Origin of the sequence: Arsenicicoccus sp. UBA2120, assembly GCF_002330965.1 — a bacterium.
GTDB lineage: Bacteria > Actinomycetota > Actinomycetes > Actinomycetales > Dermatophilaceae > Arsenicicoccus > Arsenicicoccus bolidensis.
Window position 1 is genome coordinate 15,394 of the sequence record NZ_DCYC01000100.1, and the last position, 17,909, is coordinate 33,302.

Annotated in this window: 12 protein-coding genes; 5 read left to right on the top strand and 7 right to left on the bottom strand. The window is 72.1% G+C overall.

Annotation, left to right across the window (positions count from 1 at the left end; translation table 11 throughout):
- Positions 1 to 56 precede the first annotated feature (56 nt).
- Complete coding sequence (locus B2P18_RS17150) at positions 57 to 3,056, bottom strand: S8 family peptidase (RefSeq protein ID WP_286961695.1); 3,000 nt, start codon at positions 3,054 to 3,056, stop codon at positions 57 to 59.
- Between the two features lie 218 nt (positions 3,057 to 3,274).
- Between B2P18_RS17150 and B2P18_RS17155 the strand changes: the two genes are divergently transcribed.
- Positions 3,275 to 4,216, top strand: coding sequence for a beta-ketoacyl-ACP synthase III (locus B2P18_RS17155; protein WP_286959112.1), 942 nt, complete (start codon positions 3,275 to 3,277; stop codon positions 4,214 to 4,216).
- 156 nt (positions 4,217 to 4,372) lie between these two features.
- On the opposite strand, the gene B2P18_RS17160 is transcribed toward B2P18_RS17155, so the two are convergent.
- On the bottom strand, positions 4,373 to 5,149 hold the full coding sequence (locus B2P18_RS17160) for a Rossmann-like domain-containing protein (RefSeq protein ID WP_286959113.1): 777 nt from the start codon (positions 5,147 to 5,149) through the stop codon (positions 4,373 to 4,375).
- An 8-nt stretch (positions 5,150 to 5,157) separates the two neighbouring features.
- On the bottom strand, positions 5,158 to 7,086 hold the full coding sequence (locus B2P18_RS17165; RefSeq protein WP_286961696.1) for a penicillin-binding transpeptidase domain-containing protein: 1,929 nt from the start codon (positions 7,084 to 7,086) through the stop codon (positions 5,158 to 5,160).
- A gap of 201 nt (positions 7,087 to 7,287) precedes the next feature.
- On the opposite strand from B2P18_RS17165, the gene B2P18_RS17170 reads away from it, so the two are divergent.
- A complete protein-coding gene (locus B2P18_RS17170) occupies positions 7,288 to 7,728 on the top strand; it encodes a nitroreductase/quinone reductase family protein (RefSeq protein WP_286961698.1) in 441 nt (146 codons plus the stop codon).
- Here B2P18_RS17170 and B2P18_RS17175 read toward each other — a convergent pair.
- The 3 genes from B2P18_RS17175 to B2P18_RS17185 are packed head-to-tail and all read right to left on the bottom strand — an operon-like array spanning position 7,721 to position 13,392.
- Positions 7,721 to 10,066, bottom strand: coding sequence for a TIM-barrel domain-containing protein (locus tag B2P18_RS17175; RefSeq protein WP_286961700.1), 2,346 nt, complete (start codon positions 10,064 to 10,066; stop codon positions 7,721 to 7,723). The genes B2P18_RS17170 and B2P18_RS17175 overlap by 8 nt on opposite strands.
- Positions 10,067 to 10,126: 60 nt before the next feature.
- Complete coding sequence (pepN, locus tag B2P18_RS17180) at positions 10,127 to 12,757, bottom strand: aminopeptidase N (protein ID WP_286961701.1); 2,631 nt, start codon at positions 12,755 to 12,757, stop codon at positions 10,127 to 10,129.
- Between the two features lie 23 nt (positions 12,758 to 12,780).
- Positions 12,781 to 13,392: a GNAT family N-acetyltransferase gene (locus B2P18_RS17185; RefSeq protein ID WP_286961702.1), complete on the bottom strand. Its 612-nt coding sequence runs from the start codon at positions 13,390 to 13,392 to the stop codon at positions 12,781 to 12,783.
- Between the two features lie 45 nt (positions 13,393 to 13,437).
- On the opposite strand from B2P18_RS17185, the gene B2P18_RS17190 reads away from it, so the two are divergent.
- The 3 genes from B2P18_RS17190 to B2P18_RS17200 all read left to right on the top strand — a co-directional run bounded on the left by B2P18_RS17190 (position 13,438) and on the right by B2P18_RS17200 (position 16,582).
- Complete coding sequence (locus B2P18_RS17190; RefSeq protein WP_286961703.1) at positions 13,438 to 14,283, top strand: thioesterase family protein; 846 nt, start codon at positions 13,438 to 13,440, stop codon at positions 14,281 to 14,283.
- A 125-nt stretch (positions 14,284 to 14,408) separates the two neighbouring features.
- A complete protein-coding gene (locus B2P18_RS17195; RefSeq protein WP_286961704.1) occupies positions 14,409 to 15,605 on the top strand; it encodes a pyridoxal phosphate-dependent aminotransferase in 1,197 nt (398 codons plus the stop codon).
- A gap of 14 nt (positions 15,606 to 15,619) precedes the next feature.
- On the top strand, positions 15,620 to 16,582 hold the full coding sequence (locus B2P18_RS17200; protein ID WP_286961720.1) for a 2-hydroxyacid dehydrogenase: 963 nt from the start codon (positions 15,620 to 15,622) through the stop codon (positions 16,580 to 16,582).
- A gap of 164 nt (positions 16,583 to 16,746) precedes the next feature.
- Here the strand turns inward: B2P18_RS17200 and B2P18_RS17205 are convergent, their stop codons facing one another.
- Positions 16,747 to 17,889 carry a glycerate kinase gene (locus B2P18_RS17205; RefSeq protein ID WP_286961705.1) on the bottom strand — a complete coding sequence of 381 codons (1,143 nt, stop codon included), beginning with the start codon at positions 17,887 to 17,889 and terminating at the stop codon, positions 16,747 to 16,749.
- Positions 17,890 to 17,909: the final 20 nt, after the last annotated feature.

A 17,909-nucleotide genomic window follows, 5' to 3' on the forward strand; every position in this document is an offset into this window, starting at 1 on the left:
CCCGCCCCCTCCTCGCGGAGGTGACGGGCCCTCGTCGGTGACTCAGCGGGCTGAGGTCACTTGGGGTCCAGGCTGACCAAGACGTCCTTGACCGTGGCCGCGCCGTTGCCGAGGGAGATCGCACCGAAGTAGTGCTGCCCCGCGGTCAGGCCCTTCCAGGCGGCCGTGACGGTGGTCGGTCGGGCCATCGTGACGGACTGGGTGGCCGGGGTCGCCGTGAGGTTGCCCTCGGCCTTGTCGCCCAGCACGAACGAGTGCTGCTTGATCGCGAGCGAGTCCGCACCGGCGAAGAGCTTGGCCTCGACGGTGTAGGTGCCGGCCGCCGGGTTCATCAGCGTGACCTGCTCCTGGGCCGTGGCCTCGCCGCTGTTGCCGATCTCCTTGCCGTCCTTCTTGACCACGAGGTCGATGTCGACACCCTGCGGGTAGTCGGCGTCGAAGGTCGCGAAGCGGGCGGCCTTGGTGCCGGCCGGCACCTGGACGGTCGTCGTGAGGACGGCGCCCTTGGTGACGGTGCCGGTGCTGACCTGCGACGGGATCGCGCCGGCGGGCTTGGCGGTCAGGGTGCCCGAGTAGCCGGGCGTGACCTTGATGACCTCGGAGCCGGACGTCGCCGCGCTCTTGATCTCGCTGGTGCTGGCGGCCAGGGCCACCGGGCGGATCGCGAGCGGGCTGCGGACGACCTGGCCGCGGTTGCCCTGCCAGGTCAGCGCGCCGAAGCCGTACTGGTTCATCTGCGCCGCGCTGCGGGTGAAGGTGACCGTGAACTTCTTGGTCTCACCCGGCTTGACGGTGATGGTCGACGGCGAGACGGAGACCTTGACGCCGGTCGGCTGCTGGACGCGAGCCTTGTAGGTCGCGGTCTTGCTCTCGACGTTGCGCACGTAGCGCGTGACCGTCTGCGAGCCGGCGAGGTCGCCGACCGCGATGCTCGGGTAGTTGAGGTCGCTCGGGTCGATGGTGCCGACCCGGTCGCAGGTGCCGGGCGCCTGCACGAGCTCGAGCTGCTTGATCCCGCAGAGGTACATCAGCCAGTCGGGCGAGTAGGAGTCGTAGACCAGGCCCGGGTTGAGGGCCTGGGCCGGACGGACGTGACCGGAGCCCATGTCGAGCGGGGTGGCGTTCTCGCCCGAGCGCTGGATCGGCTGACCCTTGTCGTCGAGCGGGGACGCGGTCGTCATCATCGCGGACTTCACGGCCATCGGGGACCAGGTCCACTCGGGGTGGGCCTGCTTGATGAGCGCGGCGATGCCGGCGATGTGCGGGGCCGACATCGAGGTGCCGGACATGGAGTTGAAGTTGTTGTGACCGTCGGCCTTGGGCGAGACGGCGGCGATGATGTCGACGCCCGGGGCGGTGATGTCGGGCTTGAGCAGGTCACCACCACCGGCCAGGGACGGGCCGTATGACGAGAAGCCCGCCATCTCGGGGTTGCGCGCGGCGGGGTCGAGGTAGGGGTCGCCCAGCGTCGCGGTGGGGTTGGCGTCGGCGTTGACGTAGGTCTTGACCTTGGCGCCGTCCGTGGCCGACAGGTGGATCATCGGCACCGGCGTGAAGTCGGCGTTGAGCGACTGGTTGTCCGCGGTGTTGACCTGGATCATGCCGATGCCGCCGGCGGCCTTGACCGCCTCACCCTTGTCGACGCGGGCGTTGCCGCCGCGCGTGCACAGGACGATCTTGCCCTTGATCTTGGCGGGGTCGAGGACGGGCGTGATGCCGTTGCCGTGGTTGTCGTCGACGTCGGAGTAGCAGTACTTGACCTTGGTCGCGTCCGCGCCCGGCAGGCCGGCCTTCTCGGAGTCGATGACGGCCGCGGGGCCGATCTTGCCGCCGGTGCCGACACCGGTGTAGGTCTGGCCGTTGCCGAGCGTGACCTTCTTGCTGACGGCCTTGGGCGCCGTGCTGGCGGCGACCGTCATCTCCCACGGGGAGTTGTGCGCGACCGACGACTCGCCCACGGTGTCACCGGAGTTGCCGGCCGACGCGGAGACGAAGACGCCGGCGTCGGCGGCGTTGAAGAACGCGATCTCGTCCGGCGTCACGGAGTAGACGCTGGAGCCCGACACCGAGTAGTTGATGACGTCGACGCCGTCCGCGACCGCCTGGTCGATGGCGGCCACGAGGTCGACCGTGGCGCCGCTCGCGCGGCCGTCAGGGGTCGCCCACAGGGCCTTGTACGCCGCGATGCGGGCGGCAGGCGCCATACCGGAGATCTTGCCGACCGAGATGCCGTTGATCGAGGCCGGGACCCCGTAGTTGCCGGCGGCGGTCCCCGCGGTGTGGGTGCCGTGGTCGTTGTAGCCGCGCGGGGTCTTGAACTCGAAGGGCTCGACCGTCGAGGCGCTGTAGTAGGCACGCGCGCCGATGAGCTTGTTGTTGCAGGTGACCTTGTTGGGTCCGGTGCCGCCGTCGCAGACGCCGTTCCAGTTCTGGTCGATGCGCCACTGGTCGGTCGGGTTGGCGAGCGGGGCGAAGGACGGGTTCTCGGGCCAGATGCCCGAGTCGATGACGCCGATGATCATGCCGGAGCCGGAGTTGGCGTTGCCGCCGAACTGCTTCTGCCACACGCCGTTCGGGCCGTCGAGGCCCAGGAACTGCGGCGTGGTGTTGGTGTCCATCGTGCGGATCTCGTTCTTCCACACGCGCACGACGTCGCCGGACTTCTCCAGCTTGGCCGCCTGAGCCGGCGTGAGGCGCACGGCCATGCCGTTGAAGGACGTGGTGTAGTCGCGCGTCTTGGCCGAGGCGGGGACCCCCGCGGCCTTGAGCGTGTCGGTGTGGTCGGCCTTGAGGTGCTGAGCGTAGCGCTGCCCCGCGCTGGACCGGACCTTGACCTTCTTGCCCTTGCCGGGCTTGGTGGCGGGGATCCCCTCGACCCCACCGGTGTAGGTGGCGAGCGGCGCGCCCGCGACCTGGACGATGTAGAGCTCTGCAGAACCCTGGCCTGCGGCGTTGGCCGGCGCGCCGGCGATCGCCAGCGGGCCGAACGCGACGGCTGCAGCAGCCGCCGAGACGATGACCGGTCTCCCTCGACCGGTCCATGGGTGCTTGTGCACGGTTCCTCCCAGAGATGGCGTGCGACCGACGTTGGTCGCTTCGCGAGCGTATGACGCCCCCGCCCGTTACGCCATAGGGGGGAGCGGCATCCGTGACCACGCGTCGCCACAATCCGTCAACCTCCGGCGAGACGACGCCGATTCTGCGTACCCAGGGGTAACGCGCATGCTGGGGCGAACCGACGCATCCCGTCCACCGTTGCCCGAGGAGCCCACCCGTGATCGGTTCGACCATCGTGTCCGTGGGCCACTACCAGCCCGCGCGCATCCTGGACAACGACGAGCTGTCCCGCCTGGTCGACACCAGCGACGAGTGGATCACCCGCCGGGTCGGCATCGCGCAGCGCCGGGTGGCCGCCCCGGACGAGACGGTCGCCGACATGGCCACCGAGGCCGCACGGGACGCCCTGCAGGACAAGGGGATCGACCCCGCGGGCATCGACCTCGTGATCGTCGCGACCTGCACCAACCACGACCGCTCCCCCAGCACCGCCGCCCAGGTGGCCCGCCGGCTCGGGCTCGGCTCGGCGCCCGCGGTCATGGACGTCAATGCCGTCTGCTCGGGCTTCTGCCACGCGCTGGCGCTCGCGGAACAGGCGATCGCCACGGGCAGCGCCACGCGCGCGGTCGTCGTGGGTGTCGACAAGTTCACGGACTTCATCGACTGGAACGACCGCACGACGTGCATCCTCGTGGGCGACGGCGCCGGTGCCGTGGTGCTCGAGGCATCGTCGGAGCGGGGGGTCAGCCCCGTGGTGTGGGGGTCGGCGCCGGAGATGGGCGACGCCGTCGTCATCAAGGAGCTGCCCGACGGGTTCAGCCAGCAGGGCCAGGCCGTCTTTCGCTGGACGACGACGCAGCTGCCGGCCATCGCCCGACAGATCTGCGAGCGGGCCGACGTCGCGCCGAGCGACCTCGCCGGGATCGTGCTGCACCAGGCCAACCTGCGGATCATCGAGCCGCTCGCGGCCAAGATCGGGGCCACCGACGCGGTCGTGTCCACCGACGTCGTCGAGTCCGGCAACACGTCGGCGGCGAGCGTGCCCCTCGCCCTGTCCAAGCTCGTGCGCAGCGGACGGGTCGCGAGCGGCGCCCCGATCCTTCTGTTCGGCTTCGGCGGCGGGCTGGCCTATGCCGGCCAGGTCGTCCGCTGCCCCTGACCTGACCTGATCTGACCTGCCGCGTCCTCCCCCGGCTCGCGTGGTTCGCGCGGCTCACCCGGCTCGCGCCATTGGTCACCAATGACGTTTTGGATCGTTCATAACACCCCTCGACACGTCATTGGTGACCAATGGCGGGTGGTCTGGGGCGGGCGGTCAGGCGGGGACGCGGAGGTTGAAGAGCGTCAGGGCGCCCCGCATCGAGGCCATCCCCTGCCCCTGCATCAGGGCGCGGCGGCACCAGGGCGCGTCGTAGACCAGCGACCCGCTGATCTCGTCGACCCGCCCCGCGAACGCCTCGGGCGCCAGCGGCGTGCTCGGCCCCACCAGCGTGGTGCGGGCGCCGCCGCTCAGCTCGAGCAGCCGCGGCAGCGTCTTGTTGGCCAGCGTCATGCTCGTGATGAACGCGTGGTCGACCTCCGGCAGCACGAACTCCGCTGCGGCGTCGGGCAGGTCACGACCTTGGGGGCGGCGCTCGAGGACCGTCAGGTCGCAGCGGGACGCGAGCTGGTCGAGGTGGCGGAAGCGCCCCACGACGGCCACCCGGCGCCCCTGCACGAGCTCCCCCGACCGCTCGAACGCCGAGGCGTCCCAGTCGATCACGTCACCGGCGTGCGCCTCGAGCCGCTCCTGGGTGTTGCACCAGGCGTTGATGGCGGCGAGCCCGATCGCGGCGAGGCGTCGGTCCCACGAGCGCACCAGCGCGGCCACGTCGGCGAGGTCCTGACCGACCACGTCCTGCGGCCCGTGCGGGTCGTCGCGGCCGTCGTCGGGCACGCTCGACAGCCCCGCCCCGCCGGCGTCGGTCTCGACGAGCGCCCACCGCGACACCACGCAGGTGGTGACGGTGACGCCGCGAGGCACCAGCGCCGTCAGGCCGTCATACAGCTCCCAGGGGGAGGTGTGTGACCGCGCTCCAGAGGTGGTCGTCATGTCGCTCCTCATCCCTGCAGGTAGGCCCTGAGGATCGGGCCGGCCGTGCGCGACCCGCCCTCCCCCTCGTCGACGAAGACCGCGACGGCGAGATCGCCTCGGGCCGCGACCATCCAGGCGTGGAGCTTGGGCGGGGTCGTCGTGCCGAACTCCGCGGTGCCCGTCTTGGCGATCACATCGCCGGGCAGGTCCTCGAGCGACGCGCCGCTGCCGCCCGTGACGACCCCGCGCATGAGGGTGCGCAGGGTGGCGGCCTCGGCGGCCGTGACCGGCTGAGCCGTCGCCGCCGAGGGCGTCGCCGTGGTCGGGGGCGTCGCGCTGGCAGAGGGCGTCGTGGCGCCGGTCTCGTTGGTGGGTATGACGATCCGCGGGGTCACCGGGCCGCCCTTGACCACGCTGGCGACCACCGTGGCCATCCCGAGCGGGCTCGCCGTGATCTCGCCCTGGCCGATCATCTCGGAGCCGGCCTCGACCTGACTGCCCGGCGCCGGCACGCCGCCGAGATAGGCGGGGACGCCGGCGGACGGGGTCGCGGTCAGGCCCAGCGACGCGGCGGCCCGCGGCAGCGCGTCGCCGGACGCCTTGTCGCGCGAGGCGATGAACGCCGTGTTGCAGGACTTGGCGAAGGCCGTGGACAGCGGCACCTGGCCGAGGCCGTCGGCGGGATAGGCGTCGTAGTTCTCGAAGGGCTTGCCGTCGACCGTGAGGGTCGGGGTGCACGGCACGGGCGTCGTGGGGGTCACGCCGCCGCGCAGGAGGGCCAGCGCACTGACGATCTTGAAGGTCGAGCCGGGGGCGTACTTGCCGAGCGTGGCGGTCGAGTATCCCTGTCCCCCAGGGCCGCTCGCGGCAGCGACGACCTCACCGGTGGAGGGGCGGACGGCCACGAGGGCGCTAGCAGGCTTGATCCCCGCGAGCAGCTGCTCGGCGCGGGTCTGCCGGGCGACGTCCAGCGTCGTCGTGACGTCCCGGCCGGGGACCGGCTCCGTGCTGTGCACCGGCTTGGCCGTGCCGGCGTGCACGAGCGAGACCGTGAGCCCGGGGGTGCCTCGCAGCGTCGCGTCCTGCGCCTGCTGCAGTCCGGACAGGCCGACGACGTCGCCGGCCGCGACCGCACCCTTGGACCGTTCGACGACCTCGGCGGTGGCCTCCCCCACGGTCCCGAGGATGGGCTTGGCGAAGGTGCGGGTGGGCGCGAGGGGGAGCTCGGCGTCCACGACCCCCACCCCCGGCGTCGAGGCGGTGAGGGCGTCGAGCCGGGCCAGGGTGGGGTCGCCCTGGCGCAGGACGATCGCCTCGACGAAGGCCTTGGGCCCCGCCGCCCTGACCCGCGCCGCGTAGGCAGCGGTGTCGGTGAGCCCGGCGAAGGCCGCGACCTTGGGCGCTGCCGCCAGGGCCTGCTCGGGCGTGACGGTCACCTTGTCGACGCCGACGCGACGCACCGGCCGGGGCTGGACGATGGCTGCGCCGCCGGCGCCGAGGACCCGACCACGGCGGGCGGCGGTGCGCTCCGCGCGGATCGTGTCCCCCTCCGCCCCCCCCGCCACGACCGTCGCGGGGCTCCACTGCGCGCGCCAGGTCCCGTCCCGCTTGACCAGGGGGAGGGTCGTCTCGTAGCTCCAGGGCTTCGCCCCCGTCCCGGGCCAGGTCACCGCGAGGCGGGCCGTCGTGGACTCCCCCTCGTCGGGACCGGCCTGTCGCACGCTGACCTGCGGCTTCGTGCCGGCCAGGGGCTTGGTCAGGGCGGTCAGGCGGGTCGTGGCGGTGGCGGCGTCGACGCCGTCGACGGGCACGCCGGTCAGGTCGAGGCGGGCCAGGCCCTCGGCATACTGCCTGGCCACGTCCTGCGGGGCCGGGGTGTCCGAGGTGCAGCCCGCCACCCCCAGAGCGAGCGCGATCGCCCCCGCACCGGCCAGGCTCGTCGTCGTGCGGCGCACGGCACCCTCCCTCTGCTCGTCGGACCCAACCTAGCCGGTCGGCCCACGTGGCCCGCCGATCTCCGCCCCGGACGGCCCTCCCCACCTCCATGATCGTGAGTGTTCCGTCCAAGAATCTTGGACGAAACACTCACGATGTCGGTGGGTGCGAACTCGGACGCCCTTGACCTCAACCCAGGTTGACCATCCAGGCTGGGGTGCATGGGATCACGAGCACGCGCCGGGCCGACCAGCGACGGGGGCGTCCACCCGGCTCCCAGCCCACTCGATGTCGCCGCTCTGCCACCCACGGGCGTCTGCGACCTGACCACGACGGGCCGACGCAGCGGGCGCCCGCGCACCCTCGAGATCTGGTACGTCGTTCACGAGGGACGCCTGCACGTCGTCGGAACCCCTGGCCCTCGCCACTGGTTGGCGAACCTCGCGGCCGACCCGAACGCCCGGCTGCGCCTGCACGAACCGGACCTGGACCTCCAGGTCGTCGCGAGCATCGTGCGTCACCCGACCGAACGGGCGCGCCTCACGGACACCGCGTGGCGGGTCCGACCGTGGTACGCCGCGCAGGGATCCACGCGCGCCGACTGGGTCGACGGCGCACCCATGGTCAGCCTGGACGCCCTGTCAGGAGCTGCCGTCAGGTGACCGGCTCCGAGGCCGTGACGAGCTCGACCAGGCGACCGAGCAGGGCCTCGTCCAGGGAGAGGGCCATCAGCTGCGAGACCACGTGCGCGGGGGCGGCACCGGACGTGATCACCTGCAGCGCAGCGGACTTCGCCTCGAACTCCACCTGCGCGGCGTCGAGGACGGCATAGGTCGCGGCGTGGATGTCGTTGTCCGCCAGCCGATCTGCGCCCAGGATCCGGGCCTCGACCCGCTGGGCAGGGGTCACCCCGGTGACGACGGCGACGACCGTATGCCGTCCCTCGTCGGTCACCGTGTCGCAGTCCACCGGGACCCCGTCCACCGTGATCGCGAGACGGGTGCCTGCGGGCACCCCCACCACCGCGAGCCGCCAGGTGCGCGAGGCGGGCACGACGTCGGTCGCGCCCTCGGTGGGGCCGACCACGACGGTGCGCGCCTCCCACCCGAGGCGGATCGGCGTCCGCGCAGCCCGCAGCGCCGCCTGGGGTGCCCCGTCGTCCTCGTAGAGCGTGAACGAGCCGTCCGCGCCCGCGTAGCAACGGATCTCGAGGTCGTCGGCCTCGTCGACGGAGAAGTCGTCCCCGCCGTCCGCGGCCAGCGGGAGGATGGCGCCGGCGCGCGCGAGCACGGGGATCGTCGACAGGTCGCGGTAGGCGACCAGGCGGCGGTCGCCGGCATACCTCCAGCCGGTGGTGACGTCCCACCAGTCACCCGGCGGCAGCCACGTCTGGACGCGCCCGAGACCGCAGCGCGCGTCGCCGGGCTCGGTGATCGGCGCGACGAGCAGCTCGGAGCCGTAGAGGTAGGTGTTGCGCGCCTCGTAGGCCTCCTCGCGCCAAGGGAGCTCGTGGTAGAGCGGCTCCACGAGCGGCCGGCCCTGGACGCTCGCCCGCTCGGCCATCGTGTAGAGGTAGGGCACGAGGCGGTGCCGGAACCGAAGCCACTCGCCCATGACCCGCTCGGCGAGCGGGCCGTAGCGCCAGGGCTCCTTGCCGCTGAACGGGTTCGCCGCGCTGTGCAGGCGCGTGATCGGCGACATGACCCCGAGCTGGACCCAGCGCACGGCCAGCTCGTCGTCCTTGACGCCCCACATGTGGCCACCGATGTCGTGGCTCCACCAGCCGTAGCCGATGTTGGACGCCGTCGCGGTGAAGTACGGCTGGAAGGCCAGCGACGCCCACGAGATGACCGCGTCGCCGGAGAATCCCCCCGGGTAGCGGTGCGAGCCCGGCCCGGCGTAGCGGCTGAAGATCATGGGCCGCACGCCCGTCGAGGCCAGCTCGTGGAAGTGGCGATCGTTGAGCGCCCACAGCGGGTCCAGGCCGGGGAGCCGCGAGTAGGGCCCCGACTGCCAGTCGATCCACCAGAAGTCGACGCCGAGACGCTCCAGCGGGTGCGCGACGTGCTCGAAGAACGCTGCGAGATAACGCTCGTCGGTGACGTCGAAGGACAGCGGCGCCTCCGTCGCGGGGTCGACGCCCAGCGACCGCGCCATCTGCGGATAGGCCTCCTCGAACGCCCGCACCCCGTCCGCCGGGTGGTCGTTGAGCGTGACGCGCATGCCCCGATCATGAAGCCAGTCAAGGAAGCCCGCCGGGTCGGGGAACAGCTCGCGGTCGAAGGTGTAGCCCGTCCACCCGCTGCCGAACCGCGGGTCCGGGTCCGTGATGTGCCAGTCCATGTCGAGGACGGCGACCGAGAAGGGCAGCCGATCGCTCGCGAATCGCTCGACCAGACGGCGGTACTCGTCGTCGGAGTAGCGGTGGTAGCGGCTCCACCAGTTGCCCAGGGCGTAGCGCGGAACGAGCGGCGTCGGGCCGGTGAGGGCGTAGAAGTCGCGCAGCGCGGCGCGGTAGTCGCGGCCGTGGGCGAAGACGTAGAGGTCGATGGCGCCGGCAGGGCGGGGCTCGAGCCCGTCCTCGCCCTGCACGAGCGACCGGGAGTCGTCGAGGACGGCGAAACCGTTGCGGGACAGGACACCTGGCTCCAGCGGGATCTCTCCGTCGGCCTTGTCGAGGGTCCGCGCCGTGCCCCCGAGCGTCTCGAAGGGCTCGGCGAACCGCCATACGGAGTGGTAGCTGGACACGCCCCCGCGCACCTGGAGCGAGAGCCCCTCGGGGCTGAACGGCCCCTCGTCGTAGCTGAGGTGGAAGCCGTCGGTGACCACCTCGACCCCCTGGGTGGTGCGGGTGACCTCGGTCTGCACCTCTCCGAGATCACGGTGCAGCACGACCTGGGTCGGGCGGTCCTCGAACCTCCCGTCGAGGGACTGCTCGAGACGCACGAGCTGCGGGGTGAGGACGGTGATCCGGTAGGTGTCGCCGGTGACGGTCGTCATGCCCTCGAACCTACCGGCGGCGAGGGCATCGACCGGCCTTCGCACCGCAGGCTGATGCCTCTACCCCCGGCGGGTCTGGGCGCGGAGCGCGCGCAGGACGTGGTCGCGCTGCTCGATCACCAGCCGCCGCAGCCCGCCCGGCGCCGACGGGTGCTCGTCGAGCCAGGCCTGCGCGGCGACCGGGACCGGGTGCGCCTCGGGCTCCTGCCCCGGCTCCAGGTCGGCGCCACGTGGGAACAGCCCGAGCACCGCTCGGGACGCGAGCTCCTGGCTGCGGGAGTCCCAGATGCCTTCCAGCGCAGCGAAGTAGGCGGGCACCAACTCTGCCGACAGCGCCGCCTGACCCGGCTGGGCGTAGCCCGTGGTCCAGGCCGACACGAGATCGTTGGTGAGGCTGGTGTCCTCGACGACCGTGCGGAAGGCCTCGCGCTTGAGCTCGGCCCGCGGGTATGACGCGAGCGCCGCCCGGTGCCGCACCGGCGCCAGGGACGTGCGATCCTGCTGCAGCTCGGCGTCCAGCTCGCTCGGCGCGACGCGGTCCTGCGCGGCCAGCGACTGCAGGAAGGCCCAGCGCAGCTCGGGGTCCAGGGCCAGTCCCTCGACCTCGGCCGCCCCCTCGAGCAGCGAACGCACGCGGTCGGCGTGCCGCGGGCTCGTGGCCGACCCGGACGCGAGCACGCGTGCCCACACCAGCTGCGCCCCGGACCCCGGCTGGGCCGCCTCGAGCTCGCGCACCACCCCGTCGAGGAAGGCCTCGCGGATCGCCGGGCGGGAGGAGGCCGGGGCATAGGCCTCGACCGCGGTCTGGGCGTTGGCGGTCACGTTGGCCAGCAGGGCCACGTCCTCCTCGCGGGGCGCGTGGTCGAGCACCAGGCGCACGTAGTCCTCGGCGGGGAGCTCTCCGTCGCGGCAGGAGTTCCACAACGCCGACCAGAGCACGGCGCGGGTGAGGGACGACCCGATCGAGCTCAGGTGACCGCGAGCGGCGGCCAGCGAGCGGTCGTCGAGCCGCACCTTGGCGTAGGTGAGGTCGTCGTCGTTGACCACGACCAGGTCGGGCACCGGCAGGCCGGCCGCCTCGGTCACCTCGTGCTCGTCGGTCGTCAGGTCCAGCTCGATCCGCGAGGTGCGCTCCAGCGAGTCTCCTTGCAGGGCATACAGACCCACGACGAGACGGTGCGGGCGGGTCACCGGCTCACCCGTCATCGCGTCGACCGCCTCCTGGCGCAGCACCAGGCGCTCGACCACCCCGTCGCGCTCCACGACCTCCGGCGTGAGAGTGCCGATGCCGGCCGTCTGCAGCCAGAGCCGGCTCCACCCGCCGAGGTCGCGGCCGGACGCCGCCTCCAGGGCGGAGAGCAGGTCCGCGAGCCCGGTCGAGGAGTAGGCGTGGTCCCGGAAGTACTGCCGGGCGCCCGCGAAGAACTCGTCCTTGCCGACGTAGGCCACGAGCTGCTTGAGGACGGACGCGCCCTTGGCGTAGGTGATCCCGTCGAAGTTCTGCTTGGCGGCCTCGACGTCTGGGATGTCCGCGACGATCGGGTGGGTCGTCGGCAGCTGGTCCTGCAGGTAGGCCCAGGCCTTGCGCCGTGCGCAGAAGGGGGTCCACGCGTCGGTGAACTCCGTTGCGCGCGCGTTGGCCTCGGTCCCCATGTAGTCCGCGAAGGACTCCTTGAGCCACAGGTCGTCCCACCAGCGCGGAGTCACGAGGTCGCCGAACCACATGTGCGCCATCTCGTGCAGGATCGTGTTGGAGCGCAGCTCGTGCTGGGAGCGCGTCGCCGCGGACTGGAAGACGTAGCCCGCGTCGCGGAAGGTCACCAGACCGGGGTTCTCCATCGCGCCGAGGTTGTACTCCGGCACGAAGATCGAGTCGTATTTGCCCCAGGGATAAGGGAAGTCGTAGTGCTCGTGGAAGAAGTCCAGGCCGCGGCGCGTGGTGTCGAGGATCCGCTCGCCGTCGAAGGACCCCACCAGGGAGCGGCGGCACAGGGCGGCCAGCGGCACCTCGAGCTGCGTGCCGTCGGGGCCGCCGCGGCGCCATACGTCCTCGACCCGGTGGTAGGGGCCGGCGGCCACGCAGGTGATGTAGGTCGACAGCGGAGGCGTGGGCGCGTGCACCTGTCGCACCAGCTGGACCCCGTCGTCCCTGGTGCCGGCCGAGTCCCGTGACGCCACAGGCTGGTTTGCGAGCAGCTCCCAGTCGGCGCGGCCGGTGAGCACGACCGTGAACCGGCCCTTGAGGTCCGGCTGGTCGAAGCCCGCGAACACGCGGCGGGCGTCGGTCGGCTCGAAGTGCGTGTAGAGATAGACCTCGTCGTCCACGGGGTCCTGGTAGCGGTGCAGACCCTCCCCGGACCGCGAGTAGGCTCCCTCGCCCTCGACCGTCACCACGTTGTCCCCACCGACGCCGTCCCCACCGACGAGCAGGCCCCGCAGCTGCACCCGGTTGCCGTCATGCTCGACCTCGACGTCCGTGCCGTTGACCTCGACGCGGTGGACCACCGGCCCGAGGAAGTCCAGGAAGGTCTCCGGCGTCGTGGCGGCGAAGGCCACGGTGGTGCGGGTGGGAAAGGTCGCCCGGGCGAGATCATCGGCCCCCGACAGGTCCAGCTCCACCTCGTAGGTCGCGACGCGCAGGTGCTCGGACCGGTGCTGCGCCTCGCTGCGCAGGAGGTTGCGGGTGCTCATGGCGCGACCCTATCCAACCCGGACTACTCCCCCAGCGCGGCCCCGACGTCGGCGAGCTGCTCGCCGCGCAGCCCCACGGCGTCGAGGCGCCAGAACACGTCCGGATAGACGAGGGCGCCGGTCATCCAGTCCTCGTAGGCCGGCAGGGTGACCACCTGGAAGGCCGGGTCGGGAATCCGTCGGGACGGGGCCACGAAGCCGAGCCGCGAGGCACGCTCGAAGCCGAATCGCGTGTAGTAGAGCGGGGATCCCTCGAGGAACACCAGGGGGTGGTCGCCCCCGCTGGCCTCCGCGAGCGCGAACTCGACCAGGGCGCCGCCGATCCCGCGGGACTGCCACTCCGGGGCCACCGAGAGGGGTGACAGCACCAGGACCCGGACCAGTCGCGGCAGGGCGTCGACCCAGGCCCGCGTCATCATGACGTGCCCCACCACCTCGCCGCCGATCTCGGCGACGTAGGAGTGCCCCGCCTCGGCCGCCGAGTCGGCGCGCAGCAGGCTGACCAGGTCCGCGACGGTGGGCTCCTCCACGAAGGCGCGCGCCACGAGGTCGCGCACGGCGGCGTGGTCACGCGTGTCCTCGGGTCGGATGGTCAACCCCTCGGGGGTGGGGCGTCGGGGCTCGGTCTCCGGCATGGCCACAGGGTGTCAGAGGCCCCCTCGCCCGTCTAGCGTGGCCGTATGACGCCCGCGCCACCCGCCCACCCGGACAGTGCGGGACCCACCCGCCCGGACCCTTCACTTCTCGACTCCACCACCCCCGCCTACTACCTCGCCCTCGGCGACGGGAGGTACCAGCCCACGCTGCACGCCCAGGGCGCCTGGAACCCCTGGGAGCAGCACATGGGACCCGTGGCCGGCCTGCTCGCGCACGCCGTCGAACGGCACGCTCCGCGCGAGGACATGCAGCTGGCGCGCATCACCTACGACATCCTCGGCGTGATCCCCGCCTCCGAGGTCGAGGTCCGGTGCGAGACGGTGCGTCCGGGGCGGACCATCGAGCTCGTCGAGGCGACCCTGTATGCCGGGAGCAAGGCCGTGGTGCGGGCCACCGCCTGGCGGCTGGTCCGGCAGGACACCGCCGAGGTCGCGGGGGGCTTCCACGCCGGGATGCCGCACCACGACGAGGTCGCGGCCCGCAGCTATGAGGGCGTCTGGGGCGGCGGCTTCATCGGGTCGCTGCACTTCCGGTCCGTCGACGGGGGCGAGCCCGGCCGGGGGCGGGTGTGGATCAGCACCGACCTGGACCTCGTCAGCGGCGAGGAGACCTCGGACGTGGCGCGGTTGCTGGGCCTGGTCGACACCGCCAACGGCGTGGCGGTGCGGCAGCACCCCGGGGAGTGGATGTTCCCCAACGTCGACCTCACGGTGCACCTGTTCCGCACGCCGGCGCACGGCTGGCTGGGCCTCGACACCGAGGTCACCTTCGGCGAGACGGGTCTCGGGCTGACCTCGACCGACCTCTACGACGAGCACGGACCCGTCGGTCGGGCGGAGCAGATCCTGACGGTGCGCCGGCTGCCCTGACCGGTCTCGTGGCAGCCGGGATGCGGGGTCCGGCCCCCGGGTCGCTACAGTGCGTGGGAGGACGGCCCCGCACCCGGGGTCGACCCACGTCACCGACGACACACCACTCGTAGGGAGATTCAGCAATGGCGCTGGCACGACGACTTTCTCGCCTCGGCACCGAGACGGCCTTCGCCGTCTCGGCCGCGGCGGCGGCCTGGGGGGCCAAGGGCAACGACATCTACCCCTTCCACCTCGGCGACATCGACCTGGCCACCCCGGCGCACATCACCGAGGCCATGAACCGGGCGATCGCGGACGGCAAGACCGGCTACTGCCCCGGCCCCGGCATCCCGGCCCTGCGCGAGGCCATGGCCGCCGACATCAACCGGCTCCGCGGCACGGCATACACGGCCGACAACGTCGCGATCCAGCCCGGCGGCAAGCCGGTGATCACCAAGTTCCTACAGGCCGTGATGGACGAGGGCGACGAGGTCCTCTACCCCAACCCGGGGTTCCCGATCTACGAGTCGCAGATCGAGTACCTCGGCGGCGTGGCCAAGGCCTATCGCTACCTCCCGACCGAGCGCGGCTTCGCGATCGACCTGGAGCAGGTGCGGTCGCTGATCACGCCCCGGACGAGGGCGATCATCTACAACGACCTGCAGAACCCCATCTCCGCCGAGTCGACCCAGGAGGAGCGCGAGGCCATCGCCGCGATCGCGCAGGAGCACGACCTGTGGGTGCTGTCGGACGAGGCCTACTTCGAGACGCGCTACTCCGGTGAGTCGCACTCGATCTCGTCGATCGACGGGATGGCGGACCGCACCGTCATCCTCTACACCTTCTCCAAGAAGTTCGCGATGACGGGGTGGCGGCTCGGCGCGGGGATCGCTCCCGTCGAGGTGGCCCAGGTGTTCTCGACCATGAACACCAACAACGAGTCGTGCACGACCCACTTCATCCAGCACGCGGGGATCGCCGGCCTCACCGTCGACCAGCAGCCGGTCCAGGACATGCTCGACGTCCTGCGCGGCCGTCGCGACGCCGCGTGCGAGGTCATCAACCAGATCCCGGGCGTGGACGTGGCGACCCCGGAGTCGACGTTCTACCTGTTCCCGGACGTCACCGAGGCGGTCCGGCAGGTGGGCGCCGCGGACGTCGACGACTTCGCGACGCAGGCGCTGCACGCCACGGGCGTGTCCTTCTGCACGCGCAACCACTTCGGACGCCGTCAGCCGGGCGAGGACCGCGACTACATCCGGTTCGCCTACTCCGGCATCAGCGAGGACCGCATCCGCGAGGGCCTCGGCAAGCTCAAGGATTGGATCGAGAGCAAGTGAGCGGGGACAACGCGATGAAGGTCGTCATCACCAACAAGATCCCGCAGTCGGCCGTCGACGCCCTCCGGGCCGAGCACGACGTCTTCTACCACGACGCCGACGACTGCATCACGCGTGAGGCCTGCCTCGAGGCCGTCCGCGGCGCCGACGCCGTCGTCACCCTGCTGACCGAGAAGGTCGACGACGAGTTCCTGGACGCGTGCGGCGACCAGCTCAAGGTCGTCGCCAACGTCGCTGTGGGCTACAACAACATCGACGTCCCGGCCTGCGAGCGCCGCGGCGTGATCGCCACCAACACCCCGAAGGTCCTGACCGAGACCACGGCGGACACGGCCTTCGGCCTGATGCTGATGGTCACGCGGCGGTTCGGCGAGGGGGAGCGGGTCATCCGCTCCCGCACGCCGTGGCAGTGGGGCATGTTCTACCTGCTCGGGATGGGCCTGCAGGGCAAGACCCTCGGCATCGTCGGCATGGGGCAGATCGGCATCGCCATGGCCCGTCGCGCCAAGGCCTTCGGCATGGACGTCGTCTACTCCGACGCCTACGAGCTGGCCGCGGACGTGGCCGGGGAGCTGGGTGCGCGCAAGGTCGAGCTGGACGAGCTCTTCGCGACCTCGGACGTCGTCTCGCTGCACTGCCCGCTGATGGACTCGACGCACCACCTCGTCGACGCCGACGCCCTGAAGCGGATGAAGAAGTCCGCCTACCTGATCAACTCCGCCCGCGGACCCATCGTCGACGAGGCCGCCCTCGTCGCGGCGCTCGAGGCCGGCGAGATCGCGGGTGCGGGGCTCGACGTCTTCGAGGCCGAGCCGACCGTGCACGAGGATCTGATCGACCGCGACGACGTCGTGCTGCTCCCCCACCTGGGCTCGGCGACGGTCGAGACGCGCACGGCCATGGCCGAGCTCGCGGCGCAGAACGTCCTCGACGTCCTGGCCGGCAGGCCTCCGGTCACCCCGGTCACCCAGGCCTGACCCCGGCTCGTATGACGCCCCCTGGCCCCCGCCGCGACGCGGGGTCGGGGGGCGTCGCGCCGCCGTCTCACCCCACCGCACCCGTCTCACCCTGCAACCCGAGACACCCTCGCCAACGGCGCCAGCGGACGGCAGCCGCCAACGATGCAGGGGCGGCGAGCGCGTCAGAGACCGCCGTCGGCGAGGTCGCGCGCCACGGTGCCGGCCAGCGCCTCGAGCAGCGGCCCCGCCTCGCTCATGCACCGCGCGGGATCCGGCTCGAGGTCCGTCAGGGCGTAGACGCGGCGGATGCCCGACGCCTCCGCCTGGCCGTCGGCGAGCAGGGAGCGCCCGCACACCGCCACGACGGGCACACCCACGCGCGCTGCCGCCTCGGCGACACCGACGGGTGTCTTGCCCATGAGCGACTGCTCGTCCAGGGAGCCCTCCCCGGTGATGACCAGGTCTGCGCCGTCGGCCTGCTCGGCGAAGCCGACGAGGTCGAGGACCAGCTCGACGCCTGGCCGCATCTCGGCGTCGAGGACCTGCAGGGCGGCATACCCGACGCCACCGGCCGCGCCTGCACCCGGCTCGTCGCGCGAGTCGCGGCCTATCGCCTCGGCGAGCAGGTCCGCGAGGCGCTCGAGCCCGGCGTCGACCTGGGGACGGAGCTGGGCGGTGACCCCCTTCTGCGGGCCGAACACGGCGGCGGTGCCCCGGTCGCCCAGCAGCGGGTTGTTGACGTCGCACGCCACGACGACGCGGGCGTCGGCCAGGCCAGGGTGCAGACCCGACAGGTCGACGCTGGCGAGGGACGCGAGCCCCCCTGCGCCGTCGGGGATCTCGTGGCCCGAGGCGTCGAGGAAGCGGACGCCGAGGGCGGACAGCATGCCTGTGCCGCCGTCGGTGCTGGCCGAGCCCCCGATCCCGAGGACGATCTCGGCGCACCCCTCGTCCAGCGCCGCACGCACCGCCTCGCCGACCCCGCGGCTGGTGGAGGTGAGGGGCTCGAGCCGGCCCCCGGGCAGGTGCACGATCCCGCAGGTCTCGGCGAGCTCGACGACGGCGGTGGCCCCCAGCACGGCATACCGGGCCTGGAGCGGTCGGCCCGTCGGACCCGACGTCGTGGTGGTCCGCCCCTCGTAGCCGGCGACGAGGGCCGCCTCGATGGTGCCGTCACCGCCGTCCGCGACCAGCAGCGTGCGCACGGTGGCGCCGGGCAGGACGCCACGAACCCCGACGGTGATCCGCTCGGCCACCTCGGTCGCGACCAGCGAGCCCTTGAACTTGTCGCAGGCGACGAGGACGACGGGCTCGGGCACGGTCATGACGGGCGCTCCTCGGCGAG